Genomic DNA, 24,495 nt, shown 5'->3' on the forward strand with positions numbered 1-24,495 from the left:
GGCGGGGGAAGAGCTCGGCGAGGGTGGCCGAGAGCGACTGTGGCGCGAGGCCGGCGACGGGGAGGTCGTAGGGGGCGGGGCGCTGCGGGGCGTTCGTGATGACGCCGGCGAGCGCGAGGGTGACGATGTCGTTGGGGTTGCGGGCGGCGGCGATGAGGTCGGGGTAGGTCGGGGCGGAACTGGCCGTGGCCCGACGCAGCCGGGCGACCGCAGCGAGGGCGCCGTGTGGGAGCAGAGTGCAGGCGACGGCTGGCATGGCGACGTCCTCGCCTAGACGAAGCTCAGCAGCTCGACCGCGACGTCGGCGTCGCCGATGACGGCCTGACAGGCGAGCCGCGATTTGGAGCCGACGCCGACGATGCTATCGAGCTTTTCGTTCTCGTCGCGCTGGATCTTGGAGAGCGTCTTGCGGCCGTCCTGCACGAAGAGGTGACAGGACCCGCACTGGGCCTTGCCGTCGCACTTGTGGCCGACGTTTTCGCCGGCGGCGAGCAGGGCTTGCAGCAGGGTGGTGCCGGCGGTGACGGCTACGGTCTTGCCGGCGGGCTGGATGGTCAGGGTGGGCATAGTGTGCGTTCTCTCTTGTCCGACTGTTTCTGTTGGGGTTGGGGGTTCGCTTACGCCGTCTGGGCGGCGCTGTGCGTGTAGCACTTCTTCGGGCAGATCTTCATGCAGGCCTCGCAACCGACGCAGTTCTCGGGGTTGGCGATGGTCATGACTTTCTTTTCGTATTCGTCGTCCTCATCGTCGCCGACGGCGACGCGTTCGCCTTCGTCATCGAGACCGACGAGCTGCAGCACGTCGCGGCCGCAGACCTTGAAGCAGCGGCCGCAGCCGATGCACTTTTCCTCGTTGATGGACTCGGCGAACTTCGGCGTCCATGCGCGGCCCGAGGGCAGGGTGATCGTGAAGTCGGCCATGGCGTCAGCCTCCGAGTTCGGCGATGCGGGCGCGCAGCGCGGCGAGTTCGTCGAAGGCCTGGTAGGCCTTGGCGGCGATTTCGGGGATCTTCTCCCAGCCGATCGGCAGTTCCTCGGAGAGGTCGTGCAGTTCCATCTTGAGGTTCATCGCACGGGCCGAGAGTTTCCTGACCCGGGTCTTGAGGTCGTCGAGGGTTTCGGTTTCCATGTGCTTCTCCTGTCCCTTAGCCGTAGTTCGCGACGTCGGGGAACTTGGCGATCATCTCGACGCCGGCTTCGACCCATTTCGTGCCTTCGGCAGCGAGCTTTTCCAGCGACTCGAAGCCGAAGCGGTGGATGTCGCGCAGGTAGCGGTTGACGACGATCAGGCGCCCCGCGGCGAGGGTGAGCTGGCCGAAGCCTTCGTGGCTCATCTTCATCATCGGCCTGACCATGATCCCGGTGCGCCGCTCGATCGCGAGGCCGACGGCGTTGTAGAAGAGCTCGAGCCGCCACAGCGTCTCGGGGTCGGGGTCGCCGATGATGGGGATCTCGCGGCGCTGTTCCTTGGTGACGAGGTAGGGCGCGAGCAGCGCCTCGTCGCGCTTGCCGTCCCAGCTGCCGTGGGTGTCCTGGGCGCGCCACTGCTTGACGAGCTCGACGACGAACTCGTTCTGCATCGGGTCGATCGCGACCGCCGTTGCTGCTGCCGTTTCAGCCATGTTCCACCTCGTCTTCGAAATCGAATTCGCGTTCCTCTCCCTTCATCAGCGCCTTGCGCAGCCACGGCGGCGGGGTGCCGGCGAGCGTGGCCTGCAGCTTGTCGAGGATGTCCATGATCGGTTCCGGCTGCGGCACCTTGACGGGATGGATCTTGTTGGCGACGACGCGCGCGGCGCCCGAGCCGCCGATCGCGGCGACGTAGAGGATCGCGCAGTCGCGGATCGCGTCGAGCTTGGGCGCGAGCTTGTCCTCGTTGCCGTCTTCCTGCAGGTCGCCGTCGAAGACGAAGGTCTCGACGAAGTCGTAGCCGTCGGGGCGGACGTCGTACACGGCGATGTTCTTGGCCCAGCCGAAGTGGGCATCGACCCTTTGCAGGTCCTGGGTCGTGAAGGCGACTTTCATGGTCAGCTCCTTTCTCGTGCGGGGTTCAGGCGGCAAGCGTCGCGCGCTCGACCGCGCGCAGCGTCTCTTCGGGCGGCGCCCACTGCGTGGGGCCGACCTCGTGGTGTTCGTGCGCGGCGAGGAACAGGTTGCCGAGCGTGAAGATCAGCGCCTTCGTGCCGCGGTAGCCGACCGACAGCACGTCGCCCGCGCCGAGGCGGTCGAAGAGCGGCAGGCCCGCGCGGTGGAAGGGGATGGCGAGGCGCGCGGCGGCCTGGCGGCCGTGCGAGTGGGTGATCAGCAGGTCGCAGCCGCGCGCACCGGCTTCCAGGTCTTCGAGGTCGCCGATGATCACTTCGTCGGTCGCCAGGCGTTCGAGCAGCGGCGACGCGGTGGTCGTGACGGCGGTGTGCAGCTGCGCGCCCATCTCGGTGACGAGGCTGCCGAGCGCCCACAGCAGGTCCGGCTCGGCGCCGATCGCGATCTTCTTGCCGCCGAAGAAGAAGTGGCCGTCGAGCATCGCGTCCTGTAGCTGGCTGCGCTGGCGGCGCCATTTCTCGGGCACCGGCGTGCCGGAGAGGTCCGCGAGGTGGGCGAGGAACTGGTCCATCGCATCCAGCCCGGTGAGGCGGTCGAAGACGCGGTAGGGCACACCCGCGCGCGCTTCGAGCGCGGCGGCGGCGGGGCGCATCTGTTCGCCGATCGCCAACGTCGCAATGGAGGCGCTCAGCCGCCGCGCGTCGTCCAGCGTCGTGCCGCCTATCGTCGTCGGGCTGAAGGCGTCGGCGATGTGGCCGTCGAGCGAGCCGGAGACGTCGGGCAGGAAGATCGGCGCGAGGTCGAAGGATTTGACGATCTCGCGCACTTCCTCAATGTCGCGCGGCGTGAGGTGGCAGCCGGGCAGTACCGCGACCTGGCGCGAGCGCGCGGGGCGAATCTGGATGGGCTCAACGAGGGTCTCGATGATCGCGGTCGTGGCCTTCGCCCAGCCGTCCTGGAAGGCGCCGAGGTAGTCCGGCGTCGAGACATAGACGATCGCGGTGTCGGCGAGCTCGGGGTGGCGCTGGCGGATCAGCTTGAGGAAGCCGACGACGTCGTCGCCCTTGGTCTCGGTGAGGCCGGTCGAGCAGATCGCGATCAGGTCGGGCTTGGCGCGGGTGCGGATGTTGAGGATGGCCTTCTCGATGTTCTCCATCCCGCCCATGATCGTCGTGGCCTCGTTCATCGCGGTCGTCTGCAGCGGGATCGCCTCGCGGAAGTGGCGCACCAGCAGCACGAGGCCGAACGAGGTGCAGCCCTGCGAGCCGTGCATCACGGGCATGCAGCGGTTCATGCCGAGGAAGGCGTAGCTCGCGCCGAGCGGCTGGCTCATCTTGAGCGGATTGACCGCGCAGGCTTTCTTGGGAACGGTGACCTTAGCCATGGGCCACCTCCACTGCCGCGGCTTCGTCCAGCTCCCAGGGGGCAGCCTTGCGCACCTGCTCCCACACCGGGTTGTAGAGCGTCTTGTCGATCTCCTCGACGAGCTTGACCATGCCTTCGTAGCCGGCGTAGGCGTGGTGGCGTTCCTGGTTGATGTCGAGCCAGGGCATCTTGGCCTTCAGCGCGACGAACTGCGAACGCCCGCCCGAGAGCATGATGTCGGCGCGCGCTTCCTTGAGCATCGCGTACATCTCGCGCGGGCTCATGTCGTCGATCATGTGCGCCTCGTCACCCATGATCTCCTTGATCTTTTCCTTGTCTTCCCGGGTCGATTTCTTGACGCTGGTGCCGACGATCTCGATGCCGACTTCCTGCAGCGCCGCGACGACCGACCAGGACTTCACGCCGCCGGTGATCAGCAGCACGCGCTTGCCCGCGAGGCGCGCCTTGTACGGTTCGAGCCGCGCCCACGCGCGGGCTTCCTCGGCGGCGATCAGCGCTTCGGTGCGCGCCATCAGGTCCTCGGGCGCGCCCCGCCGGATCAGCAGGCGCGCGATCTCGCGCAGCGAGTCGGAGATGTCGCCGATGCCGTAGAAGGAGCCCTCGAAGTAGGGGATGGCATAGCGCTCTTCCATCTTGCGCGCGACGTTGATCATCGCCTTCGAGCACACCATCATCGCGGCCTTGGCGCGGTGCGAGTACGCGACTTCCCTGTAGCGCGCGTCGCCGCTGATGCACGACAGCACGCGCACGCCCATCGCGTCGAGCAGCGGCTTCACCTGCCACAGCTCGCCCGACAGGTTGTACTCGCCGATGATGTTGATGTCGTAGGGGGTGGTGTAGTCGGGCTCTTCGGTGCCGATCACGTAGTCGAGCAGCGCCTCGGCGCCGAGCTTGTTGCCGAGGTTCTTCACGCCGGCGAAGCCGGGGGCATTGACCGGGATCACCGGCTTGCCGAACTTGGCGGTCGCGGCCTTGCACACGGCCTCGATGTCGTCGCCGATCAGCGCGGTGACGCAGGTCTGGTACACGAAGACCGCGGGCGGATCCTGCTTGTCGATGATCTCCTTGATCGCCTTGTACAGACGCTTCTCGCCGCCGTAGATGACGTCCATCTCGTTGATGTCGGTCGTGAAGCCGGTACGGTAGGTCGTCGGGCCCGAGGACAGCGCGTGGCGGTTGTCCCACGAGTTGCCTTCGCAGGCGATCGGGCCATGCACGAGGTGGGCGACGTCGACGATCGGCTGCAGCGCGATCTTCGCGCCGTCGAAGGCACAGCCGCCGGCCGCGGCGCCGGGCGCGAGCTGCTTGGTACAGCCCTTCTTGCGTTCCTTCTCCGATTTGCCCTGGTTCTTGTCGCAACCGGGTTCGTCGAAAACCGCCTGGATCTTCTGGTTGAGCAGGGCGCTCATGTCGTGCCTCCGTGCGACGGGTACTGCCTGTTCTGAAGGCGCCGGGCGGATCGAAGCCGCCCGCCCGGCGCGTCCGCGGACGCCTTACCGGATGATGTCGAAGCTGTAGTCGGTCTTCGACGGGATGTTGGTGTTGGCATCCAGCGCCTCGAAGTACTCGTCGAGGATGGACATCAGCACGTGCAGCCCGCCCTGGTAGCCCCAGATCGGCAGCCGGTGGTAGTGGTGGCGGTCGAAGATGGGGAAGCCGATGCGGATCAGCGGCGTGCCGGTGTCGCGCTCGAGGTACTTGCCGTAGGTGTTGCCGATCAGGAAGTCCACCGGCTCGGTGTTGAGCAGCGAGCGCATGTGCCACAGGTCGCGCTTGGGATAGACGTGGCAGTCGCGGCCGACCGGCGAGGCGTCGAAGAGCGCCTGCACCTTCGCGGCCCACTTGTCGTCGCCGTTGGTCGACAGCACGTGGGTCGGCTCGCAGCCGAGGTCCAGCAGGAACTGCGTGAGGCCCAGCATCAGGTCCGGGTCGCCGTAGAGCGCGAACTTCTTGCCGTGCAGGTGGGCCTGCGAGTCGGTGATCGCATCGACGAGCCGCCCGCGCTCCTTCTTCAGCGCTTCCGGCACCGGCTTGCCGGTGATGCGCGACAGCTCCTTGAGGAAGGTGTCGGTGCCGGTGACGCCGATCGGCGAGTTCAGCGCGACGACTTCCTGGCCCTTGTCGGCGATGTACTTGGCGGTCTTCTCGGCGCTGTACTCCTGGTAGATGAAGGTCGCCCTGGCGTTGAGCGCGGCTGCCGCCTCTTCCTTGGTCGTGCCGCCGTCGTACATGCGGAATTCGCCGTCGGTGGGGGTATCCCAGGCGTCGGACGGATCGCACAGGAAGGTCGTCTCGACGCCCATCATCGAGAACAGGCGCTTCATCTCCTTCATGTTGCCGACGACGTAGCCGTCGAAGCCACCGATGAAGTTCACCGTCTCGTTCGGCACGCGCTCGAGCTTCGGCGCGGTGCCGGCCTTGCCGTCCCAGAAGTGCTGCAGGATGCCCTTGAGCGCGTTGTCGTAGCCGGTGACGTGGCTGCCGACGAAGGCGGGCGTATGGGCGAAGGGCACGTCGTAGTCGGCCGGCACGCTGCCTTTCTGCTTGGCGGTCTTGATGAAGGCGTCGAGGTCGTCACCGATCACTTCGGCCATGCAGGTGGTGGAGACGGCGATCATCTCCGGCTTGTACAGGCTCAGCGTATTGGCGAGGCCATCGACCATGTTGTTGAGGCCGCCGAACACCGCCGCGTCCTCGGTCATCGACGAGGAGACGCAGGACGTCGGCTCCTTGAAGTGGCGCGAGAAGTGCGAGCGGTAGTAGGCGACACAGCCCTGCGAGCCATGCACGAAGGACAGCGTCTTGGCGAAGCCGTTGGCGACGAAGACCGCGCCGAGCGGCTGGCAGGCCTTCGCGGGGTTCACCGTCAGCGCCTCGCGCTTGAAGTTCTTCTCGCGGTAGTCCCAGGACTTGGTCCAGTCGCGGATCTCGGCGACCTTGTCGGCGGGGTGGCCGAACTCGAAGTTGGCTTTCTTGTTCTCGAACAGCGCGGTGTATTCGGGCTGGCGGAACAGCATCTCGTGGTCGATGACCTTTTCAGCGTTTTGCGGCATTTGGATTCTCCGTTAGGGTCGTGAAGGTCAGGTCGGGATCAGGCTGCGAACGGGTCTTTGGCCAGATCCCACACCGGGCTGTTGATGGCCATGTCCATGTCGCGCGCGAAGATCGCGAAGCCGTCGTAGCCGTGGTAGGGGCCGGAGTAGTCCCACGAGTGCATCTGGCGGAAGGGCACGCCCATCTTCTGGAAGACGTACTTTTCCTTGATGCCGGAGCCGACCAGGTCGGGCTTGATCTTGTCGACGAACTGCTCGAACTCGAAGCCGGTGACGTCGTCGTAGATCAGCGTGCCGTCCTTCACGTAGTGCGTCGTGCGCTGGTAGTCGTCGTTGTGGCCGAACTCGTAGCCGGTGCCGACGACGTTCATGCCGAGGTCCTCGTAGGCGCCGATCACGTGGCGCGGGCGGAGCCCCCCGACGAAGAGCATCACCGTCTTGCCTTCGAGGCGCGGCTTGTACTTGGCGATCACCGCCTCGGTCAGCGCGCGGTACTTGGCGATCACCTTTTCGGTGTTCTCCTTGATCCTGTCGTCGAAGTGGCTGGCGATCTCGCGCAGGCTGGCCTCGATCTTCGACGGCCCGAAGAAGTTGTACTCGACCCAGGGCACGCCGTACTTCTCTTCCATGTGGCGCGAGATGTAGTTCATCGAGCGGTAGCAGTGCAGCACGTTGAGCTTGGCCTTGGGTGTGTTCTCCAGCTCGGCCAGCGTGCCGTCGCCCGACCACTGCGCGATCACGCGCAGGCCCATCTCCTCGAGCAGGATGCGCGAGCTCCACGCGTCGCCGCCGATGTTGTAGTCGCCGATGATCGCGACATCGTAGGGGCTGGGCTCGAAGGCGTTCTTGTCCGGGTCGGTCTTGTCGAAGACGAAGTCGCGCACCGCGTCGTTGGCGATGTGGTGGCCGAGCGACTGCGACACGCCGCGGAAGCCCTCGCAGCGCACCGGCACGATGGTCTTGCCGCCGTATTCCTTCGACTTCTTCTTCGACACCGCCTCGATGTCGTCGCCGATCAGGCCGATCGGGCACTCGGACTGCACGGTGATGCCCTTGTTGAGCGGGAAGAGCTCCTGGATCTCGTCCATGATCTTCTCGAGCTTCTTGTCGCCGCCGAAGACGATGTCCTTCTCCTGGAAGTCGGAGGTGAACTGCATCGTCACGAAGGTATCGACGCCGGTCGTGCCGATGTAGTAGTTGCGGCGCGCGGCCCACGAGTACTGGCCGCAGCCGACCGGGCCGTGCGAGATATGCACCATGTCCTTGATCGGGCCCCACACGACGCCCTTCGAGCCGGCGTAGGCGCAGCCACGGATCGTCATTACGCCGGGCAGCGACTTGATGTTCGACTTGACGTTGCAGTCGGGCTTGCCTTCCTCATGCACCGCGAGGTGCTTGGCGCGCTTCTTGGCGGTCTTCTCGGGATAGGCCTTGAGGACCTCGGAGATCAGTTCGGTGTTGCGGGCTTTGGTTTCTTCAACGGTGAGGCTCATGGCGCTCTCTCCATTCACGGTTCAAATCATCGAAACTGCGCGTCAATCCGGCAGCTCCCGGCCTGCGAGAGCTCTGCGCAAAGCGCGGACCGGCGGGGCGGGCGATCGGCCACCCTGGCCGCGCCACACTTTCGGCGGAGGTCTCCGCGGCGCGTCCGGCCCGGGGAGGCGGCCGGACGCACGCGCCGGCGCTTAGGCCGCCAGATCGGCTGCGCTCTTGCCGATCAGCGACGTGTCTTCCTGCTTCATGATCCCGAACTCGAGCAGCAGGTCTTCCAGCTCGTCCATCGTGATCGGCGTCGGGATCGTGCCCTTGCCCTTGTTGGCGTGGATCTTCTGCGCCAGTTGGCGGTACTCGCCGGCCTGCTTGGACTCGGGGTCGTACTCGAGGACCGTCATGCGGCGCAGCTCGGCGTGCTGCACGACGTTGTCGCGCGGGATGAAGTGGATCAGCGAGGTGCCGAGCTTCTTCGCCAGCGCGTCGGCGAGCTCGTACTCCTTGTCGGTCTGGCGCTCGTTGCAGACGAGGCCGCCGAGGCGCACGCCACCGGCGTTGGCGTACTTCAGGATGCCCTTCGAGATGTTGTTGGCGGCATACATCGCCATCATCTCGCCCGACATCACGATGTAGATCTCCTGCGCCTTGTTCTCGCGGATCGGCATCGCGAAGCCGCCGCACACGACGTCACCCAGCACGTCGTAGGAGACGTAATCCACGCCGTCGTAGGCGCCGTTCTCCTCGAGGAAGTTGATCGAGGTGATCACGCCGCGGCCGGCGCAGCCGACGCCGGGTTCCGGGCCGCCGGACTCGACGCAGCGGATGCCGCGGTAGCCGACCTTCAGCACGTCCTCGATCTCGAGGTCCTCGACCGAGCCCGCGTCGGCCGCCAGCGACAGGACGGTGTCCTGGGCCTTGGCGTGCAGGATCAGGCGGGTCGAGTCGGCCTTGGGGTCGCAGCCGACGATGAGGATCTTCTGCCCCATCTCGGCGAGCGCCGCGAGGGTGTTCTGGGAGGTCGTGGACTTGCCGATACCGCCCTTGCCGTAAAAAGCGATTTGCCTGAGGTCAGACATTTCAATCTCCTTGAATCGAAAAATGCAGTTTGTCGAGGTGCTCAGCGTTTACCGTTGCATGCATCCGGTATTGGCCGCTCCGAAACTCTTATAGGTCTTCGTCTCAGTTGCGCGTTCGGCGAGACATCACGGTGCAAGCCTCTTCAGCAACCCTTGTGCCAGTGCGGGAAAATTTTCATAACTTGTTGAGATGTAATGAGAAATCGCGGATCACGGGGTTGCGTGCGGCGCCGCTCGCGCGATTTACAAACCGGACAAAGGCCACAGACCGGTGTGCGGAACGACGAGCCGCGTCCGGCGCAGGGGAGGGCGTCGCGAGCCGTTGCGGCGCGCCGGCGCTGGCATCGGGGGCGACCGCTTCACCGCCCCGGCGGCCGGAATGCGCCTTGCTTGAAGTCGTGCAGACCAACACGCGGGAGCGCAATCATGCAGATCGGTGTGGAATCCGGCAGGGCAGTGGAGAACAAGCGCATCTTCGTCATCGACGACGATGAGGTCAGCGGCATCGCGCTGCAGTTCATGCTCGCCGACGAGAACGAGACCCATGTGTTCGGGGAACTGGACGCGGCCCTCGACAAGGCGAGCGCCTGGCCGCCGCAGCTGATCCTGCTCGGGCACGGCCTGTGCCGCGGCGGGGAGGCGGCGCTGATCGCGCGCATCAGGGCGCATCTCGCCGGCGTGAAGATCGTGCTCGTGTGCGACGCCGGCAGCGCGCCCGAGCTCGCGACGCTGCGCGGCTTCGGTGCCGACGGCCTGCTCACGCGGCCGCTGGAGCTGGCGACGGTAAGGCGTAAAGTGGACGCCCAGCTCGGGCGGCGCACGCCGCTCGGCATCCCCCTCGTCGTCCGTTGAGGAAGTCCCGATGCACCCCCCTTTTCCGAAAATCGTCGCGCACGCGAACCCGCACTACGCCAGGCTCGGTGGCGAGGCCGCCGTGCGCCGGCTGGTCGAGCGCTTCTACGCGCTGATGTGCGAGCTGCCCGAAGCGGCGGCGATCCGCGCGATGCACCCGCAGGACCTGAGGCACGCGAAGGAAAAGCTGTTCATGTTCCTGTCCGGCTGGCTGGGCGGGCCGCCGCTGTACGCCGAGCGCCACGGCCCGCCGCGCCTGGGGCGCGCGCACGCCGGTTTCGGCATCGACCGCGCCGCGCGCGACGCGTGGATGCTGTGCATGACGCGCACGCTCGAGGAACAGGTGCCCGACGCCGAGCTGCGCGCGCAGCTGCTGGCGGCCTTCGCGAAAGTGGCGGATTCGATCGTCCGCCACTGAGCGCGGGCGCTCAGGCGGCGACCAGCCCCGATTCGGCGCGGTCGCGATCGGCCGCGATCAGCTTCGGCGCCGCCCCGGTCTCGATGGCCGCGGCGTCGATCTCGACGCGCTTGACGTCGCTGCGGCCGGGCAGCGAATACATCGTGTCGAGCAGCGCCGCTTCGAGGATCGAGCGCAGGCCGCGCGCGCCGGTGCCGCGTTCGAGCGCCTTGCGCGCGGTGGCCGCGAGCGCATCGGCGGTGATGTCGAGCTCGACGCCTTCCATCGCGAGGAGCTTGCGGTACTGCTTCACCAGCGCGTTCTTCGGTTCGACGAGGATCTGCACCAGCGCCGCCTCGTCGAGCTCGGCGAGCGTCGCGACGACCGGCAGGCGCCCGACGAACTCCGGGATCAGGCCGAAGCGGATCAGGTCGGCCGGCTCGACGCCGGCCAGCAGCTCTCCGCGCATGCGCGCGTCGGCGGTATCCTTCAGCGCCGCGCCGAAGCCGATGCCGCCCTTCTCGCGGCGCCGGCGGATCACGCGCTCCAGCCCGTCGAAGGCGCCGCCGCAGATGAAGAGGATGTTGCCGGTGTCGACCTGGATGTAGTCCTGCCCCGGGTGCTTGCGCCCGCCCTGCGGCGGCACGGCGGCGACGGTGCCTTCGATGAGCTTCAGGAGCGCCTGCTGCACGCCTTCGCCCGAGACGTCGCGGGTGATCGAGGGGTTGTCGGACTTGCGCGCGATCTTGTCGATCTCGTCGATGTAGACGATGCCGCGCTGCGCCCTGGCGACGTCGTAGTCGCACTTCTGCAGCAGCTTCTGGATGATGTTCTCGACGTCCTCGCCGACGTAGCCGGCTTCGGTCAGCGTCGTCGCATCGGCCATCACGAAGGGCACGTCGAGCAGGCGCGCCAGCGTCTGCGCGAGCAGCGTCTTGCCCGAGCCGGTGGGGCCGACGAGCAGGATGTTGCTCTTCGCGAGCTCGACGGCGTCCCTGTCCCCGGCATCGGCGGCGTGGCGCAGGCGCTTGTAGTGGTTGTACACCGCGACCGCGAGGATGCGCTTGGCGCGCTCCTGGCCGATCACGTACTGGTCGAGAATCGCGTGGATCTGCGCCGGGCGCGGCAGCGGCGCGTCGTCGGCCGCGAGCGCCGCCGCGATGCCGGCCTGTTCGCGCACGATGTCGTTGCACAGCTCGATGCACTCGTCGCAGATGAACACCGACGGACCGGCGACGAGGCGCCCGACCTCGTGCGTGCCCTTGCCGCAGAAGGAGCAGTGGACCGGGATGCCGGTCGGGGATTTCGTCTCGGACATGGCGTGGTCCTCCTGTCAGGCGGTCTTCGCGGCGGGCGTGTCGCGGTGGCTGAGGACTTCGTCCACGAGCCCGTAGGCGACGGCCGCTTCGGCGGATAGAAAGTTGTCGCGGTCGGTGTCCTTCCCGATCCGCTCGACCGGCTGGCCGGTGTGACGCGCGAGCATCGCGTTGAGCCGCTCGCGCAGGTACAGGATCTCCTGCGCGTGGATCGCGATGTCGGAGGCCTGGCCCTGGAAGCCGCCGAGCGGCTGGTGGATCATGATGCGCGAGTTGGGCAGCGCGCAGCGCTTGCCGGCCGCGCCCGCGGCGAGCAGGAAGGCACCCATCGACGCGGCCTGGCCGACGCACAGCGTCGACACGTCGGGCTTGATGAACTGCATCGTGTCGTAGATCGCGAGTCCCGCCGTGATCGAGCCGCCCGGCGAGTTGATGTAGAAGAAGATGTCCTTGTCCGGGTTCTCGGACTCGAGGAACAGGAGCTGCGCGACGACGAGGTTGGCGGTCGCGTCGTTCACCGGCCCGACGAGGAAGACGACGCGCTCGCGCAGGAGCCGCGAGTAGATGTCGTAGGCGCGCTCGCCGCGGCCGCTCTGTTCGATCACCGTGGGGATCAGCCCCAGGGCTTGCGGATTCCAGTCTGCTGCAGGGTGCATGGTGTGCGCTCCTGGGTCGGGAAGGATTCGCGGCGGGGGGAGGCTGGCGTGTTCAGGCGGCCGCCGTCTGCGCAATCGTCTCGAACCGCGCCGCGAACTCCGCGAGCGGCAGGTCGATGCGCGCGATGTTCTGCTCGGCCAGGAAGCGCAGCTCGTTGCGCGTCGGCTCGCCGGGCAGCACCGCCCAGTGGCGGTCGGACGAGCGCTTCATGATCTGGCGCGCGAAGCTCCTCTGCAGCTGGTCGTTGAAGCGGCAGCCGAGGAAGAGGAAGTGGCGGCCGGCGCGGATGTCCTGCACTGCGGGCGGGATCGGGGTCTGGATGTCGATCTCGGTCAGCACCTCGACGTAGTCGGAGTCGGACACGAGGTAGTTCGCGGCCGGGGCGACGCCGCCGAGCGGCTTGTACAGCAGCGTCGTCCAGCCGGAGGCGACTTCGTCGGGCGTCACCGCGCCGTCGGCGCCGTAGAAGCCGAACCAGCTGCCGAAGTGCTCGGACTGCGCGAGGCCCTGCACCTGGCCCCAGTCGGTGCGCGGCGCGAGCGCCTTCTGCATCGCGTCGTCGTACCAGGCATCGACGACGAGCGGCAGCGGCAGCGCCGCGAGCCGGCGGTGCAGCGCGGACGGCGTGGCGCCCGGCGCGTAGGCCTCGTTCATCAGCGCGACGAGGCTCTTGCGGTGCTTGAAGTTCTCGATGTACTGCGCGGCCGCGGTGAGCCTGCCGCGGATCTTGTGCGGCACGGCGGTCTTCGCGGTGAGCCTGGCGACGAGCTGCTCGGGCGAGGCGGGCACGGGCGCGGTGGGCACAGACCTGAGGGGCACGAGATCGAGCATGCCGGGGCCGAGGTAGGGGATCAGCGTGCCGGCGGCGAGGGCGGCGCCGAGGTCGTCGAGCACTGGGGCGTTTGCAGTCATTTCCGGTCTCCGAGGGGGTAGGTCAATAGATCGCCGCGCCGGCGCCGACGTTGACCGACGAGTCCTTCGCGGTCTGCACGATGAAGGCAACCTGGTCTTCGTCGAGATGGGCGTGGAAGGGCAGCGCCAGCGCGCGGTCGGCGATCTTCTCGGTGACCTTCAGGTCGCCGCGCCGGTAGCCGAGCGTCGTGTAGTGGTACTGCTGGTGCAGCGGGTTGCAGAAGGCGGCGGCCTCGATCGATTCGGTCGCGAGATCGTCGACGATCTGGTTGCGCGCGCTCTGCGTGAAGCGCGTGCCGAGATGCACGAGGAACAGCATCCAGTGGACCTCGTCGATCTCGGGCGCGAGGTAGGGCGGCTTGATGCCTTCGAAGGACTGGATGTGGCCGAGGTAGTGGCTCTCGACCTTCTTGCGCCGCGCGAGGATCTCGTCGATGCGCTCGAGCTGCGCGAGGCCCAGCGCCGCGGTGAGCTCGCTGATGCCGGCCTGGGTGGGCACGCGGCCGGCGATCGAGATCGAGAAGCGCTCGTCGAGCGCGCGGCTGCGGTGGTAGCGCAGCTCGCTCGCGAGCTCGGGGTCGTCGGTGACGATCATGCCGCCTTCGCCGCAGCACAGCGCCGAGGGCTGCGAGAAGTCGAACAGCGCGAAGTCGCCGAAGCCGCCGACGAGCCGGCCCTGGTAGCGCGAGCCGATCGCCTCGGTGGAATCCTCGACGAGCTTCAGGCCGTGGGCGGTCGCGAGCTGGCGGAGCTCGTTCCATGCGGCGGGGTGGCCGTTGCTGTTGCCGGCGAGGATCGCGCGGGTCTTCGGGCCGATCTTCTGCGCGACCTTGTCGGGGGCGAGGCAGCCGGACCAGTAGTCGATCTCGGCGAACACCGGCGTCGCGCCGGCGATCGCGATCGCGTGCGCGACCTGGTGCCAGCCGTAGGCGGGGGCGATGACCTCGTCGCCGGGGCCCAGCCCCAGCGCGCGCAGGCCGAGCATCAGCCCGAGGGTGCCGCTCGCGACCGCGATGCCGTAGCGGCGCCCGACGTAGTCGGCGAACTCGTCCTCGAAGGCCTCGACGCGCGGGCCGGCGGACAGGCGCGGCGAGCCGAGCACGGCGGTGACCGCGTCGATCTCGGCGCGGCTCATGTCCGGGTCGCTGAGGGGGATCCAGTTGTCGTTCATGAAGGGGCTCCGGTGGCTATCAACGCGGCAATCGGGTTCTTCCGTTCGCCCTGAGCCTGTCGAAGGGCACTGGCGGGGCTGCGACAGGCTCGGCCCGAACGGGATTTCCTTGTCGGCTAATCCTTGTGCGCGGCCAGCACGACGCCGCCCGCCCGCTGCGGGTCGGCCGTGATGCGCCAACAGTGGTCGGCGTTGTCGACGAGATAGAGGTCGTAGCCGCCGGCGTGCATCGCGGGCGTCTCGCCGTCCATGTCGGAGGCGTCGCAGCGCGTGAACACCATGCCGGGGAAGGCCGCGCGCAGCCCCGGCAGCGGGTTCTCGGCGGGGCCGGTGCGCTGCAGCAGCGTGCAGACGTCGGAGAGTTGTTGGTCGGATACGGTCATTTCAGTCTCCCAGCCGGCGCGCTTCGACGGTGATCGGCAGCCGCGTATCCGCGGCGAGGTCCGGCAGCTCGAGCTGCCAGCCGTTGGCGAGCGTGATCCTGCCGCCCCACAGGCTTTCCTTCTCCATCGCGACGATCGGCTCTTCGAGGTCCTTCTTCGGCACGTAGGCCGACAGGGCGCCGGCGGCGTCCTTGCGGATCATGACTTTCATGCTGCGGGCTCCAGGTTTCGGTGGGTCGGATTCATGCCGCGGCTCCCGACAAGGGGCGGACGATGTCGGGCAGCAGCGCGAGCACGCGGTCGATGTCGGCGGCGCTGGTGTCGCGCCCGAGCGAGAAGCGCAGCGCGGCGAGCGCTTCCGCGCGGGTCTGCCCCATGGCGAGCAGCACCGGCGAGGGCTCGGTGCCGCCGGCGGCGCACGCGGAGCCGCTGGAAGCGCAGACGCCGGCGCGGTCGAGGCGGTCGAGCACGATCTCGGCGTCGATCGTGCCGAAGCGCAGGTTCGAGGTGTTCGGCAGGCGCCCGGCGGCGGCGCCGTGGATGTGCGTATGCGGCAGGCGCTGCCGCAGGCCGGATTCGAGGCGGTCGCGCAGCGCGGCGATGCGCGGCCCGTCCTCCGTCGCCGCGCGCGCCGCGAGCTGCGCGGCGATGCCGAAGCCGACGATCGCGGGGAGGTTCTCGGTGCCGCCGCGCCGGCCGCGTTCCTGGTGGCCGAAGACGAGCGGCGGCAGTGCGAGGTCCTTGCGCACGCAGAGCGCGCCGATGCCTTTCGGGCCGTGGAACTTGTGCGCGGACAGCGTCAGCAGGTCGACCGGCAGCTGCGCGAGGTCGATCGGCACGCGCCCGGCCGCCTGCACCGCGTCGCAGTGGAAGGCGACGCCGCGGCGCCGGGCGATCGCGGCGATCTCCGCGACCGGGAACAGCACGCCGGTCTCGTTGTTCGCCCACATCAGGCTCAGGAGCGCGGTGTCGTCGCCGATCGCGGCATCGAGCGCCGCGAGGTCGAGCCGCCCGGCCGTGTCGACGCCCAATGTCGTGACGCGCACGCCGCGGCTCTCGAGGTGGCGGAAGAGCAGGCGCGAGGCGGGATGCTCGACCGCGCTCGTGACGACGTGGCGCTTGTCCGGACGCGCCGCGAGCGCGCCGAGGATCGCCATGTGGTTGGCCTCGGTCGCGCTCGCCGTGAACACGATGCGCGCCGCGGCGGCGCCGAGCAGCGCTGCGACCTGGGCGCGCGCGAGCTTGAGTCGCTCCTTGGCCGCGGCGCCGAGTCGATGCGCGCTCGACGGGTTGCCCCAGCAATGCGCGAGGCAGTCCGCCATCGCGGCGACGACTTCCGGCGCGGGCCGGGTCGTGGCGTTGTGGTCGAGGTAGATCCGCGCGTCCATGGCGATTGTGCCGGGGGTGGGCATCAGGGCCAGAAGACGCGGTAGGCGTCGACCAGCAGCGCCATCAGCACGGCGTCGATCTGGCGGCCACTGTCGTAGAACAGCCATTCGCCGCGCGCGTGGTCCTTCGAGTACAGCCGCCACGCGCCGCTGTCGGCGTCCCAGGCGAGCCGCGCGATGTCGATGTCGCCGCCCGCCTGATCGACGTTGCGCGAGCAGCAGGGGCTGACGACGCGGTAGCCGTCGTCGCAGGCTTCGACGCGCGGCGACACGTAGCGGTAGCGCATGCGCTTTTCGAGCAGCCGCGCGATGCGCCGCTGGTCGAGCTCGTTGGGATGGGTGCGCAAACCGGGGCGCGGTGCGTCGGCGGGCGTGGCGGCCGCGGCCGGGGCGGGGGCGGATTCCTTCATGGCGCGGGCTCTCATGATCACGGCGCCCGCGCGATTTCTTCCTCGAGGCAGCCGATGACGCTGCCGTCGGGGAACTCGACGAGGTACACCGGCGTGTCGCTCTCGGTGTGGCGGCCGACCTGCACGACTTCGCCGACGGTGCCGGCGCCCGCGAGCAGCGCGTCGGCGGCGCGTTCGGGATAGGAGCCGTCGTTGAGCAGGTCGGCGAGCGCGACGACGCGCATGCCCCAGTCGAATTTCGGCAATCTCGGATCGATCATGATGTGGCTCCCGAAGTGAGGGTGAGCGGGGTGGCGGCGAGCGCGTCGCCGGAGTCGTCCTCGTCCTCCTCGTCGGCCGCGTCGAGCGACACGAGCTCGCGCCCCTTCATGCCGACGCGGTAGCCGTGGTCGACTAACTCGACGCCGTAGATGTAGAACTGCTGCAGGAAGGTGCCGATGCTGCTGACGTAGCCGATGTCGCCCTTCTTCACGAGGATGTCGCCGATCTCGCGGCCCGGAAAGGTGCCGTCGTTGCGCACGGTCTTCGTGCTCATGACCTTCTCGCCGTAGCCGAAGCGCGGCGGGCTGTTCAGCTCCACGATGTCGCCGTCACGGTTGATCTTCATGGTGGGCTCCTGTAGTCGGGTTCAGGCGACGCGGTTCCCGGCGCGCCCGCGCGCGGCCTCGCGCACCGCGGCGTCCTCGTCGTCGAGCAGCGGGCCGAGCCGGGCGGGGTCGATGCGTTGCGCGACTTCGTAGCGGATGCGCCAGTCGGCGTCGTCGATCAGCAAGGGCAGCTGGGCGGACGGCAGGCGCTGCGCGACGATGAGGCGCACCGCCGCGTCGGCGTCATGCGCCATCGCGCGCAGGCCGGCGATGTCGCTGCGCCGCGCGACCGCGGCACGCACCTCGCGGTCGGCGTCATGCGCGAGGCGCGGCAGCAGGCCGACCGGCAGGCGGCGCGCGACGATGCTGCGGACGTAGTAGTCCGGGTCGTCGATCATCGTCTTCAATTCGGAGGCGTCGAGCCGCGCCGCGACGCGGATGCGCACCTCGCGGTCGGGGTCGTCGCGCAGCCGCATCAGGAAGCCCTGCGGCAGGCGCTGCGCGACGCTCCAGCGCACCGTCTCGTCCGGGTCGCCGATCAGCGCCGGCAGGCGGAACACGTCGGCGTGCTTCGCCGCGACCGCGCGCACCTCGAAGTAGGGATGATCGAGGCACTGGTCGGCGACGCCGGGGTTCCACGCGAAGAAGCGGTCGATGCGCTTCGCGTAGCGGTCGGCGACGCAGGCCTGGCCGAGCCGGCAGCGGCCCGCTTGCTGCAGCGCGTGCTGCGGGCAGGCGGTGCAGTCGAGCGCCCGCCCCTGCCAGTCCACGGCCGGGATGCCGTCGGAGGGGGTGTCGGGGGCGGGGGCCATGATCGCGCCTTCAGGCCTTGCGGCGGATCGAGTCGATGCTCACCGTCGTCACCCCCGCCGGGCCGGCCGGCGCGCTGGTGCTGCAGCCGCAGCTCGCCGCGTTGGGGTTGATGAAGGTCAGGCCCGAGCTCGTCGGCGTGTCGGCGAAATCGATCGTCACGCCTTCGAGCAGCAGGCGCGATTCGGCCGGCAGGATCAGCTTGAGGCCGTTCCAGTCCAGCGTCGCGTCGCCGCTGCGCGGCGCCGCGACGTCGAACTCGGAGGCGTAGCCCGAACAGCCGCCGGCGCTCACCTGCAGGCGGAAGCCGGCGTCCGGCCCGCCGCCGCCGAAGCGCACCATGCGGCGCATGAATTTCTCCGCGGCCGGCGTGATCGTGATGTTCATGTCGCTCTCCTCAGGCCGCCTGGTAACGGGGGTAGGACTTGTCGATCACGCAGGTGTCGTCGACCGGACAGACGGCGACGCACTGCGGTTCGTCGAAGTGGCCGAGGCATTCGGTGCACTTCGCCGGATCGATGACGAAGGTGCCGTTTTTCTCGCGGATCGCGACGTTGGGGCACTCCGGCTCACAGGCCGAACAGCCCGTGCATTGGGAGGAAACGATCTTGTAGGCCATGATTTTCTCCTGATGATTTCTCGGTGGGATGCGCCGCGCGGCTCACGCGGCGGCGATGTAGGCGCCCTGGCGGATGTCGGCGTCGCCGCGGGGCTGATGGACGATCTCGCCGGAGGCGACCTGCGCGAGGTAGTCGCGGAAGTACGCGATCGCCGACTGCTCGATGAACTCGTAGGCGTAGCGATCCACCGGCTCGATGCCCGCGGCCTTCAGCTCGTCGCGCGGGCAGCCGCCGATCTTCGCGACGAAGACCGCGTGGCAGTCGTTGATCGCGCGGATCACCGTCGGCAGCGTGTCCTCCTCGCCGTAGCCGCCCTGGCAGTAGAGATCGACGCGGCGGTGGCCGACGAACTTGGCGCCGGCGGTCGACAGCTCGTACACCTGGAACTCGCTCGCGTGGCCGAAGTGCTCGTTCACCTTGCCTTCGCCCTTGGTCGCGACCGCGATCAGCAGCTTGATGTCGCTCTCCGCGCCGGCGAGCCCGGCGAGCTCCGCCTGTTTCGCCGCGACCTTCGCCTGGCGCTGCTCCTCGACGAGCTCCTGGTAAGCCTGGCGCGTCGTCGCGTCGTACTCGACCGCCATCGCGTCGATCTTCTCGGTCGTGAACTCGGCGCTGCGGTCCTCGCCGAGCAGGCCGACGGCGTCGGCGCGGCACTGGCGGCAGTGGCGCATCATGTTCATCTCGCCTTCGCAGGCGTCCTGCAGCGCCTTCAGCTCCTGCGCCGAGGGGCCGCGCTGGCCGTTGAGGCCGAACACGGTGCCGTGCTCGGGCGCCGAGATCAGCGGCATGATGTTGTGCAGGAAGGCGCCGCGCGACTTCACCGCGCGGTTCACCTCGACCAGGTGCTGGTCGTTGATGCCGGGGATCATCACCGAATTGACCTTGCACAGGATGCCGGCCTCGGTCAGCATCTCCAGCCCCAGCAGTTGCCGCTCGCTGAGGATGCGCGCCGCGTCGATGCCCTTCCAGCGCTTGTTCCGGTAGTAGATCCACGGGTAGATGTGCTGGCCCACCTCGGGATCGACCATGTTGATCGTGATCGTCACGTGGTCGACGTTGAACGACTTGATCGTCTCGACGTGGTCGGGCAGCGTCAGGCCGTTGGTCGACAGGCACAGCTTGATGTCCGGCGCGGTCTTCGAGATCAACTCGAAGGTCTTGAAAGTCTTCTCCGGGTTCGCGAGGGGGTCGCCGGGGCCCGCGATGCCCAGCACCGTCATCTGCGGGATCGCCGACGCGACCGCGAGCACCTTCTTCGACGCCTGCTCGGGTGTGAGCTTTTCGCTCACGACGCCGGGGCGCGACTCGTTCGCACAGTCGTACTTGCGGTTGCAGTAGTTGCACTGGATGTTGCACGCGGGCGCCACCGCGACGTGCATGCGGGCGTAGTGATGGTGGGCTTCCTCGCTGTAGCAGGGATGGTTCTTCACCTTCTCCCACACTTCCGGCGACATGTCCGCGGGCCCGGCCGAGGAGCCGCAGCTCGACTTGCCGCTGCCGCCGGAGGTGCCGCAGCCCTTGTGTTCCGCGACCTTGTCGAGCAGCTGCTGCAGCGGCTTGATTTCTTGCACACCAACGTAGGCGGTAGGTTCCATGGAGACCTCTGACACGGTGAATGGTGACGGGAGCGCTGTCCCTCCGATTCACCTATCGCCAGAACCGTGCCATGGCTTGTTGTTGCGTTAAATCAACTGCTTACGATGTTTTTGTGCCCTGTGTGGAATGCGACAATCCGGACATTCGCAACGCCGCCGGCGAGGTTTGTTGCAATGCAGCGAATAAATATGGCGATGAGTAGGGCGGAAAAGCCGAAGGCGCCTTCCGCCGCATGTACCCGATGGGCGTTGGCATACGGCGGAAGGCGCTGCGCTTTTCCGCCCTACGGACCTGCGCAAACAAAACGGCGCAGGTGGAAGCCTGCGCCGCGTCGAAGACCGCCCCTCTCGTGGGGCGGCGCGTCAGAACTTCTTCACGCGGACGTCGTGCTTCTGCAAGGCGTAGCCGAACTGCCGCGGTGACAGGTTCAGCAGGCGCGCCGCCTTCGCCTGCACGCCGCGCGCCTGCTCCAGCGCCCACAGCAGCGTGTCGCGCTCCGAGAGATCCGGCGCGGGCTGCGGCGCCTGCGCCGTCTCCTTGCGTTCGAGCGGCGCGCTGCGGACCGGGATCGTGCCGAGCGCGCTGTGCACCGGCCGTTCGCAGCTGTCCCCGGTGGTCAGCGCATGCAGCACCTGCGTCAGGCAGCGGTTGAAGTGGCAGGGGATGTTGGTCTCCCGGATCACGCCGCCGCGCGTCATCGTCGCGGTGCGCTCGATGCAGTTCTCCAGCTCGCGCACGTTGCCGGGCCAGTAGCAGTTCTTCAGGATGTGCATCGCCTCCGGCGAGATGTCGAGCTCGCGGTCGTTGTCGCTGTTGTAGCGCGTGAGGAAGTGCTGCACCAGCGAGGGGATGTCCTCGCGCCGCTCGCGCAGCGGCGGCATGAAGATGCTGACGACGTTGATGCGGTAGTACAGGTCGGAGCGGAAGTCGCCTTTCGCGACCGCGCGCTCGAGGTCGCGGTTGGTCGCGGTGATCAGGCGCACGTCGACCTTGATCGGCCGGTTGCCGCCGACGCGCTCGAACTCGCGCTCCTGCAGCACGCGCAGCAGCTTCGCCTGGAAGGCGAGCGAGATCTCGCCGATCTCGTCGAGGAAGAGCGTGCCGCCGTTGGCGAGCTCGAAGCGCCCCTTGCGCTCGAACTGCGCGCCGGTGAAGGCGCCCTTCTCGTGGCCGAAGAGTTCGGATTCGAGCAGCGTCTCGGACAGCGCCGCGCAATTGACCTTGATGAAGGGGCCGTCGCGGCGCGGGCTCAGGAAGTGGATCGAGCGCGCGATGACCTCCTTGCCGGTGCCGCTCTCGCCGCGCAGCAGGATCGTCGAGCGCGACGGCGCCGACTGGTGCACCTCGGCGAACACCTTCTGCATCGACGACGAGTTGCCGACGACGTTCTCCAGGCTGTAGCGCTCGCGCCGGCGCGGCACCGCGACGACGTGCGGATCGCTGCCCTGGGGGGCCGCCTCGCTCACGCCCGCCTCGCGATGCAGGCGCACCGCCTGGCCGATCAGGTTCGCGACCATCTTGAGCAGATTCACGTCCTCGTCGAAGCGATGCGAAGCATCGAAGATCACGCGCTCGATGCCCATCACCCCGACCACCTCGCGCCCGGTCTTGATCGGCACGCCGATGTAGGCGACGCGCCGGCCTTGGCTTTCGAGTTCGCCGGTGCAGCCGTGGCAGTGCTGGAACTGGGGCTCCTTCGTGATGTCCGCGATCACGACCGGCATGCCGGTGTGGAAGATCCGGCCGGGCAGGCCGTCGCCGACGCATTCGCGGCACTTGCGGAACTCGTCGCCCGACATCCCGCTTGCACCGACGAGGTGCAGTTCGCCCGATTCGTGCACCAGGCTGATCGTGCCCTGGCGCGTTTCGAAATAGATCGCGAAGACGTTGAGGATCTTGCGCAGCATCTTCGGCAGCTCCAGGGGCTCGCCCAGGATCTTGCTGATCTCATAGATCGTCACCAGCTGGAGATGCTCGTTACGGACCGGCGTCTTGCTCATCGGCCCCTCCTACGGGAAAAGATGGACATCGGGAACGCCGTCGGCATGTTCCGTTCCGACGGGCCGCGTGCCGCCGTCCGTATGCATCGTGCAAATAGCGGCGCTGCGCGGGCCTGGCGGACGATCGGGTCGGCTGCGAGTGGACGGCTTTCTAGACGCAAGCTCTGTGCCGTATGTCACGAATGTCGCGCCGCCCGTGCCCGACGCGGGACGTGTGCGCGTCAGGCTCCGATTTGCGCGTGCTGCGTCGCAACATACAAACCCGACAATCGCGACAGGATGTCAGGTTCGCGACAGCGCGGATCGTCAGCCGGCTGGCGTCGGCAGGGGCTTCGCTTGCCGGCGAGCGGACAGCGGGCGCTTGCGCTTCACGCTTACAACTCGGAACACTCGGCCGTGTGACCTTATTTCGGCTCCGACGTTAAGGGCTCATGGGGCACACCGCTCCATGAGAATTCCGTCAGGAGCGAAAAATGAAAAGGTTCTGGATTCCGGCGCTGGTGATGTCCGCAGTGTTCAGTGCGAATGCGTTCGCCTATCACGACGACTGCGACGAGGAGGGCGGCGTTCGCTACGAGCGCTCCTACCGTCCGATCGTCAAGCGCCAGATCGTCTATGAGGAGCCGGTGGTGGTCTATCGCGAACCGCGCCGGGTCGAGTATCGCGAGCGCATCGTGTATCGCGATCGCCCCGTCTATTACCAGGAGCCGGAGGTGCGCTACTACGAGCAACCGCGTTCCGCCCGCGGCTATGACGGTCGCTACGACGACCGCTACTATGAAGAACGCCCGACCGACTATCGCCGCAACGACGGCAACCGTGCGCTGGGCCAGGTGGTGGGGGCCGTCGCCGGCGGTGTGATCGGCAACCAGATCGGCCGGGGCAGCGGGCGCGTCGCCGCCACCGCGGTCGGGGCGGTGCTGGGGGGCGTGCTGGGCGGCCGCGTGGCCGACGAGTATCCCTACTGATCGACCGCCGCGCCGTCGAAATACGGGCGCGTCATGAGCTCCAGCAGGTGGCCGTCGGGATCGTCGAAATAGACCCCGCGGCCGCCGTTGAAGCGGTAGCTTTCGCCCGGGCGGGTCCTGCCCGGATCGGCCCAATACGTCAGCCCCCGCTCGCGGATGCGGGCGAAGGCCGCGTCGAAGTCGTCCTCGCCGATCAGGAAGGCGTAATGCTGCGAGGAAATGTCGCCGGGCTGGTCGTAGAAGTCGAGGGACACGCCGTTGTCGAGCTGGACGACCAGCATCGGTCCGAATGGCACGGGCGGCGCCAGGCCCAGGAGATCGACGAGGAAGGCTGACGATTTCCGCTTGTCGCGGCACCAGACGATGGTGTGGTTGAGTTGCGCGTGCACGTGAGTGGCTCCGGTCCGGTACGTTTTATTTGACCGCGCTGCGGCGGGAACGATCGGGCGCTCGCGCCGCGGCATCGCGTCATGTCGGAAGCATGGGTTTTCGCGGCTGTTCGGCTGGCGGGATCGCCTGTATGCTGAAAGGATGTTCCCTGCAGCGTGCCGGCTTTCCCGATGATGACCATTGCCGCCCTGGGGCGAGGCTGTGCACTCGCAGCGCTGCTGGCGCTGGCGGGCGGTTGCGCGACGCAGCCCGTGCCGGCGGGGCACCCGCCGCAGGAGAAGGGGGGCGATCGGCATGGGGCTCCGCGGCACGCTGGCCACGCGGCGGCGTGGCCGCTGGCCGAGCTCGGCGCGCTGGACGGCCGGCGGGTCGGCGTGCAGGTGCCGGGTGGCGTGCGCTGGTTCGACGGGGCGGCCGTGCGCGCTGCCTGGGCGGCCGCGCAGCGTGTGGTGGCGGCCACGCCCGGCGTCCGGCCGCAGTACCTGCTCGTCGACGACCCCAGCGCCAACGCCTTTGCGATGCGCATCCGCGACGGGGGTGTGGTCGGCATCAACGCCGGGATGGTCGAGCTGCTGGGGGCGGACGAGGCCGCCTGGGCGGCGCTGATCGGGCACGAACTCGCGCACCTGAACCTGCGACACGCCGAGCAGCAGCGTTCGCGCCGGAACGAAACCGGCGGGATGGTGGCGCTCGCGAGCGTGTTGCTGACGGCGGTGGCCTTTCCGCTGACGCCCATCCTTGCCGAAATGGCGACCACGGTCGCCGAGAAGGGGTACAGCCGTGACGACGAGCGCGCGGCGGACGAGACCGGCATCGTCTACATGCGGCGTGCGGGCTACGACCCGGAAGGAGCGGTGCGATTTTTCGAAAAGCTCGCGGGCACCGGGCAATCGGCGCGCTTCGGCTTCCTCGATTCGCATCCGGACAGCGCCGAGCGTATCGTGGCGGCGCGCGCGCTCGCGGCGCGTGCAGCCGACTGAGGCCGCGGCA

At 68.1% G+C, this 24,495-nt stretch carries 30 protein-coding genes and 1 pseudogene; 4 read left to right on the plus strand and 27 right to left on the minus strand.

Translation table 11 applies throughout. From position 1 onward, the window contains the following. The 11 genes and pseudogenes from GPA22_RS08910 to nifH form a co-directional block, all read right to left on the minus strand. A pseudogene (locus GPA22_RS08910) lies at nt 1–256 on the minus strand (hypothetical protein); the annotation flags it as partial. A 14-nt stretch (nt 257–270) separates the two neighbouring features. Then, on the minus strand, nt 271–567 hold the full coding sequence (locus GPA22_RS08915; protein ID WP_169255740.1) for a 2Fe-2S iron-sulfur cluster-binding protein: 297 nt from the start codon (nt 565–567) through the stop codon (nt 271–273). A gap of 50 nt (nt 568–617) precedes the next feature. Then, nucleotides 618–920: a ferredoxin III, nif-specific gene (fdxB, locus tag GPA22_RS08920; RefSeq protein WP_169255741.1), complete on the minus strand. Its 303-nt coding sequence runs from the start codon at nt 918–920 to the stop codon at nt 618–620. Between the two features lie 4 nt (nt 921–924). Further along, the gene (locus GPA22_RS08925) at nt 925–1,128 is read right to left on the minus strand and encodes a CCE_0567 family metalloprotein (protein ID WP_169255742.1); all 204 of its coding nucleotides are present in this window, start codon (nt 1,126–1,128) and stop codon (nt 925–927) included. 16 nt (nt 1,129–1,144) lie between these two features. Next, complete coding sequence (locus GPA22_RS08930) at nt 1,145–1,621, minus strand: NifX-associated nitrogen fixation protein (RefSeq protein WP_169255743.1); 477 nt, start codon at nt 1,619–1,621, stop codon at nt 1,145–1,147. After that, the gene (gene nifX / locus GPA22_RS08935) at nt 1,614–2,024 is read right to left on the minus strand and encodes a nitrogen fixation protein NifX (protein WP_169255744.1); all 411 of its coding nucleotides are present in this window, start codon (nt 2,022–2,024) and stop codon (nt 1,614–1,616) included. The genes GPA22_RS08930 and nifX overlap by 8 nt, the downstream gene beginning before the upstream one ends. 25 nt (nt 2,025–2,049) lie before the next feature. Then, on the minus strand, nt 2,050–3,426 hold the full coding sequence (nifN, locus tag GPA22_RS08940; RefSeq protein WP_169255745.1) for a nitrogenase iron-molybdenum cofactor biosynthesis protein NifN: 1,377 nt from the start codon (nt 3,424–3,426) through the stop codon (nt 2,050–2,052). Beyond that, the gene (gene nifE, locus GPA22_RS08945) at nt 3,419–4,837 is read right to left on the minus strand and encodes a nitrogenase iron-molybdenum cofactor biosynthesis protein NifE (protein WP_169255746.1); all 1,419 of its coding nucleotides are present in this window, start codon (nt 4,835–4,837) and stop codon (nt 3,419–3,421) included. The genes nifN and nifE overlap by 8 nt, the downstream gene beginning before the upstream one ends. An 84-nt stretch (nt 4,838–4,921) precedes the next feature. Then, entirely contained in the window at nt 4,922–6,481 is a 1,560-nt protein-coding gene (nifK, locus tag GPA22_RS08950; protein ID WP_169255747.1) for a nitrogenase molybdenum-iron protein subunit beta, read from the minus strand. A gap of 38 nt (nt 6,482–6,519) precedes the next feature. Then, a complete protein-coding gene (nifD, locus tag GPA22_RS08955) occupies nt 6,520–7,974 on the minus strand; it encodes a nitrogenase molybdenum-iron protein alpha chain (RefSeq protein WP_169255748.1) in 1,455 nt (484 codons plus the stop codon). Nucleotides 7,975–8,166: 192 nt separating this feature from the next. Next, nucleotides 8,167–9,048 (minus strand): nitrogenase iron protein, encoded by an 882-nt coding sequence (gene nifH, locus GPA22_RS08960; RefSeq protein WP_169255749.1) that lies wholly within the window; start codon nt 9,046–9,048, stop codon nt 8,167–8,169. A 426-nt stretch (nt 9,049–9,474) separates the two neighbouring features. Between nifH and GPA22_RS08965 the strand changes: the two genes are divergently transcribed. Together GPA22_RS08965 and GPA22_RS08970 are read left to right on the plus strand one after the other, a co-directional pair. Further along, a complete protein-coding gene (locus GPA22_RS08965; RefSeq protein ID WP_169255750.1) occupies nt 9,475–9,900 on the plus strand; it encodes a response regulator in 426 nt (141 codons plus the stop codon). A gap of 10 nt (nt 9,901–9,910) precedes the next feature. Continuing rightward, nucleotides 9,911–10,318, plus strand: coding sequence for a group II truncated hemoglobin (locus GPA22_RS08970; RefSeq protein WP_169255751.1), 408 nt, complete (start codon nt 9,911–9,913; stop codon nt 10,316–10,318). 10 nt (nt 10,319–10,328) lie between these two features. Here GPA22_RS08970 and clpX read toward each other — a convergent pair whose 3' ends face one another. From clpX to nifA, 15 genes are all read right to left on the minus strand, one after another. Continuing rightward, a complete protein-coding gene (clpX, locus tag GPA22_RS08975; protein WP_169255752.1) occupies nt 10,329–11,615 on the minus strand; it encodes an ATP-dependent Clp protease ATP-binding subunit ClpX in 1,287 nt (428 codons plus the stop codon). Between the two features lie 15 nt (nt 11,616–11,630). After that, nucleotides 11,631–12,269 carry an ATP-dependent Clp endopeptidase proteolytic subunit ClpP gene (gene clpP, locus GPA22_RS08980; RefSeq protein WP_169255753.1) on the minus strand — a complete coding sequence of 213 codons (639 nt, stop codon included), beginning with the start codon at nt 12,267–12,269 and terminating at the stop codon, nt 11,631–11,633. Nucleotides 12,270–12,321: 52 nt separating this feature from the next. Then, the gene (locus GPA22_RS08985) at nt 12,322–13,182 is read right to left on the minus strand and encodes an SIR2 family NAD-dependent protein deacylase (RefSeq protein WP_169255754.1); all 861 of its coding nucleotides are present in this window, start codon (nt 13,180–13,182) and stop codon (nt 12,322–12,324) included. Between the two features lie 22 nt (nt 13,183–13,204). Next, the gene (locus GPA22_RS08990; protein WP_169255755.1) at nt 13,205–14,353 is read right to left on the minus strand and encodes a DegT/DnrJ/EryC1/StrS family aminotransferase; all 1,149 of its coding nucleotides are present in this window, start codon (nt 14,351–14,353) and stop codon (nt 13,205–13,207) included. Nucleotides 14,354–14,469: 116 nt separating this feature from the next. Further along, nucleotides 14,470–14,736, minus strand: a complete 267-nt coding sequence (locus GPA22_RS08995) for a DUF6129 family protein (RefSeq protein ID WP_169255756.1) — start codon at nt 14,734–14,736, stop codon at nt 14,470–14,472. Nucleotide 14,737: 1 nt separating this feature from the next. Next, nucleotides 14,738–14,947 carry a putative nitrogen fixation protein NifT gene (gene nifT / locus GPA22_RS09000; RefSeq protein WP_169255757.1) on the minus strand — a complete coding sequence of 70 codons (210 nt, stop codon included), beginning with the start codon at nt 14,945–14,947 and terminating at the stop codon, nt 14,738–14,740. A 31-nt stretch (nt 14,948–14,978) separates the two neighbouring features. Continuing rightward, the gene (locus GPA22_RS09005) at nt 14,979–16,124 is read right to left on the minus strand and encodes a cysteine desulfurase family protein (RefSeq protein WP_169255758.1); all 1,146 of its coding nucleotides are present in this window, start codon (nt 16,122–16,124) and stop codon (nt 14,979–14,981) included. A 23-nt stretch (nt 16,125–16,147) separates the two neighbouring features. Further along, nucleotides 16,148–16,534, minus strand: coding sequence for a DUF3024 domain-containing protein (locus GPA22_RS09010; RefSeq protein WP_246264201.1), 387 nt, complete (start codon nt 16,532–16,534; stop codon nt 16,148–16,150). A 17-nt stretch (nt 16,535–16,551) separates the two neighbouring features. Then, nucleotides 16,552–16,794, minus strand: coding sequence for a nitrogen fixation protein NifZ (locus GPA22_RS09015; RefSeq protein WP_169255760.1), 243 nt, complete (start codon nt 16,792–16,794; stop codon nt 16,552–16,554). Beyond that, nucleotides 16,791–17,141, minus strand: coding sequence for a nitrogen fixation protein NifZ (locus GPA22_RS09020; RefSeq protein WP_169255761.1), 351 nt, complete (start codon nt 17,139–17,141; stop codon nt 16,791–16,793). Before GPA22_RS09020 ends, GPA22_RS09015 begins: the two co-directional genes overlap by 4 nt. Nucleotides 17,142–17,162: 21 nt before the next feature. Continuing rightward, nucleotides 17,163–17,933, minus strand: a complete 771-nt coding sequence (locus tag GPA22_RS09025; protein WP_169255762.1) for a 4Fe4S-binding leucine-rich repeat protein — start codon at nt 17,931–17,933, stop codon at nt 17,163–17,165. A gap of 10 nt (nt 17,934–17,943) precedes the next feature. Continuing rightward, entirely contained in the window at nt 17,944–18,318 is a 375-nt protein-coding gene (locus tag GPA22_RS09030) for a HesB/IscA family protein (protein ID WP_169255763.1), read from the minus strand. A 10-nt stretch (nt 18,319–18,328) separates the two neighbouring features. After that, nucleotides 18,329–18,550 (minus strand): 4Fe-4S binding protein, encoded by a 222-nt coding sequence (locus tag GPA22_RS09035; protein ID WP_169255764.1) that lies wholly within the window; start codon nt 18,548–18,550, stop codon nt 18,329–18,331. Between the two features lie 42 nt (nt 18,551–18,592). Then, a complete protein-coding gene (gene nifB / locus GPA22_RS09040; protein WP_169255765.1) occupies nt 18,593–20,146 on the minus strand; it encodes a nitrogenase cofactor biosynthesis protein NifB in 1,554 nt (517 codons plus the stop codon). A 363-nt stretch (nt 20,147–20,509) separates the two neighbouring features. Next, the gene (nifA, locus tag GPA22_RS09045) at nt 20,510–22,147 is read right to left on the minus strand and encodes a nif-specific transcriptional activator NifA (protein WP_169255766.1); all 1,638 of its coding nucleotides are present in this window, start codon (nt 22,145–22,147) and stop codon (nt 20,510–20,512) included. 473 nt (nt 22,148–22,620) lie between these two features. Here nifA and GPA22_RS22925 point away from each other — a divergent pair, with 473 nt between their 5' ends. Continuing rightward, a complete protein-coding gene (locus GPA22_RS22925) occupies nt 22,621–23,115 on the plus strand; it encodes a glycine zipper 2TM domain-containing protein (RefSeq protein ID WP_169255767.1) in 495 nt (164 codons plus the stop codon). On the opposite strand, the gene GPA22_RS09055 is transcribed toward GPA22_RS22925, so the two are convergent. Then, nucleotides 23,109–23,504 carry a VOC family protein gene (locus tag GPA22_RS09055; RefSeq protein WP_169255768.1) on the minus strand — a complete coding sequence of 132 codons (396 nt, stop codon included), beginning with the start codon at nt 23,502–23,504 and terminating at the stop codon, nt 23,109–23,111. The genes GPA22_RS22925 and GPA22_RS09055 overlap by 7 nt on opposite strands. 171 nt (nt 23,505–23,675) lie before the next feature. Between GPA22_RS09055 and GPA22_RS09060 the strand changes: the two genes are divergently transcribed. Then, the gene (locus GPA22_RS09060) at nt 23,676–24,485 is read left to right on the plus strand and encodes a M48 family metallopeptidase (RefSeq protein ID WP_169255769.1); all 810 of its coding nucleotides are present in this window, start codon (nt 23,676–23,678) and stop codon (nt 24,483–24,485) included. Nucleotides 24,486–24,495: the final 10 nt, after the last annotated feature.

The sequence above is a fragment of the Aromatoleum toluvorans genome (assembly GCF_012910905.1).
Classification (GTDB): Bacteria; Pseudomonadota; Gammaproteobacteria; order Burkholderiales; family Rhodocyclaceae; genus Aromatoleum; species Aromatoleum toluvorans.

What these genes read in the sequence shown, in the direction of transcription:
- GPA22_RS08915 (WP_169255740.1), bottom strand. Translation starts at nt 567, where the DNA reads ATGCCCACCCTGACCATCCAGCCCGCCGGCAAGACCGTAGCCGTCACC.
- fdxB (WP_169255741.1), bottom strand. Translation starts at nt 920, where the DNA reads ATGGCCGACTTCACGATCACCCTGCCCTCGGGCCGCGCATGGACGCCG.
- GPA22_RS08925 (WP_169255742.1), bottom strand. Translation starts at nt 1,128, where the DNA reads ATGGAAACCGAAACCCTCGACGACCTCAAGACCCGGGTCAGGAAACTC.
- GPA22_RS08930 (WP_169255743.1), bottom strand. Translation starts at nt 1,621, where the DNA reads ATGGCTGAAACGGCAGCAGCAACGGCGGTCGCGATCGACCCGATGCAG.
- nifX (WP_169255744.1), bottom strand. Translation starts at nt 2,024, where the DNA reads ATGAAAGTCGCCTTCACGACCCAGGACCTGCAAAGGGTCGATGCCCAC.
- nifN (WP_169255745.1), bottom strand. Translation starts at nt 3,426, where the DNA reads ATGGCTAAGGTCACCGTTCCCAAGAAAGCCTGCGCGGTCAATCCGCTC.
- nifE (WP_169255746.1), bottom strand. Translation starts at nt 4,837, where the DNA reads ATGAGCGCCCTGCTCAACCAGAAGATCCAGGCGGTTTTCGACGAACCC.
- nifK (WP_169255747.1), bottom strand. Translation starts at nt 6,481, where the DNA reads ATGCCGCAAAACGCTGAAAAGGTCATCGACCACGAGATGCTGTTCCGC.
- nifD (WP_169255748.1), bottom strand. Translation starts at nt 7,974, where the DNA reads ATGAGCCTCACCGTTGAAGAAACCAAAGCCCGCAACACCGAACTGATC.
- nifH (WP_169255749.1), bottom strand. Translation starts at nt 9,048, where the DNA reads ATGTCTGACCTCAGGCAAATCGCTTTTTACGGCAAGGGCGGTATCGGC.
- GPA22_RS08965 (WP_169255750.1), top strand. Translation starts at nt 9,475, where the DNA reads ATGCAGATCGGTGTGGAATCCGGCAGGGCAGTGGAGAACAAGCGCATC.
- GPA22_RS08970 (WP_169255751.1), top strand. Translation starts at nt 9,911, where the DNA reads ATGCACCCCCCTTTTCCGAAAATCGTCGCGCACGCGAACCCGCACTAC.
- clpX (WP_169255752.1), bottom strand. Translation starts at nt 11,615, where the DNA reads ATGTCCGAGACGAAATCCCCGACCGGCATCCCGGTCCACTGCTCCTTC.
- clpP (WP_169255753.1), bottom strand. Translation starts at nt 12,269, where the DNA reads ATGCACCCTGCAGCAGACTGGAATCCGCAAGCCCTGGGGCTGATCCCC.
- GPA22_RS08985 (WP_169255754.1), bottom strand. Translation starts at nt 13,182, where the DNA reads ATGACTGCAAACGCCCCAGTGCTCGACGACCTCGGCGCCGCCCTCGCC.
- GPA22_RS08990 (WP_169255755.1), bottom strand. Translation starts at nt 14,353, where the DNA reads ATGAACGACAACTGGATCCCCCTCAGCGACCCGGACATGAGCCGCGCC.
- GPA22_RS08995 (WP_169255756.1), bottom strand. Translation starts at nt 14,736, where the DNA reads ATGACCGTATCCGACCAACAACTCTCCGACGTCTGCACGCTGCTGCAG.
- nifT (WP_169255757.1), bottom strand. Translation starts at nt 14,947, where the DNA reads ATGAAAGTCATGATCCGCAAGGACGCCGCCGGCGCCCTGTCGGCCTAC.
- GPA22_RS09005 (WP_169255758.1), bottom strand. Translation starts at nt 16,124, where the DNA reads ATGGACGCGCGGATCTACCTCGACCACAACGCCACGACCCGGCCCGCG.
- GPA22_RS09010 (WP_246264201.1), bottom strand. Translation starts at nt 16,534, where the DNA reads ATGAAGGAATCCGCCCCCGCCCCGGCCGCGGCCGCCACGCCCGCCGAC.
- GPA22_RS09015 (WP_169255760.1), bottom strand. Translation starts at nt 16,794, where the DNA reads ATGATCGATCCGAGATTGCCGAAATTCGACTGGGGCATGCGCGTCGTC.
- GPA22_RS09020 (WP_169255761.1), bottom strand. Translation starts at nt 17,141, where the DNA reads ATGAAGATCAACCGTGACGGCGACATCGTGGAGCTGAACAGCCCGCCG.
- GPA22_RS09025 (WP_169255762.1), bottom strand. Translation starts at nt 17,933, where the DNA reads ATGGCCCCCGCCCCCGACACCCCCTCCGACGGCATCCCGGCCGTGGAC.
- GPA22_RS09030 (WP_169255763.1), bottom strand. Translation starts at nt 18,318, where the DNA reads ATGAACATCACGATCACGCCGGCCGCGGAGAAATTCATGCGCCGCATG.
- GPA22_RS09035 (WP_169255764.1), bottom strand. Translation starts at nt 18,550, where the DNA reads ATGGCCTACAAGATCGTTTCCTCCCAATGCACGGGCTGTTCGGCCTGT.
- nifB (WP_169255765.1), bottom strand. Translation starts at nt 20,146, where the DNA reads ATGGAACCTACCGCCTACGTTGGTGTGCAAGAAATCAAGCCGCTGCAG.
- nifA (WP_169255766.1), bottom strand. Translation starts at nt 22,147, where the DNA reads ATGAGCAAGACGCCGGTCCGTAACGAGCATCTCCAGCTGGTGACGATC.
- GPA22_RS22925 (WP_169255767.1), top strand. Translation starts at nt 22,621, where the DNA reads ATGAAAAGGTTCTGGATTCCGGCGCTGGTGATGTCCGCAGTGTTCAGT.
- GPA22_RS09060 (WP_169255769.1), top strand. Translation starts at nt 23,676, where the DNA reads ATGATGACCATTGCCGCCCTGGGGCGAGGCTGTGCACTCGCAGCGCTG.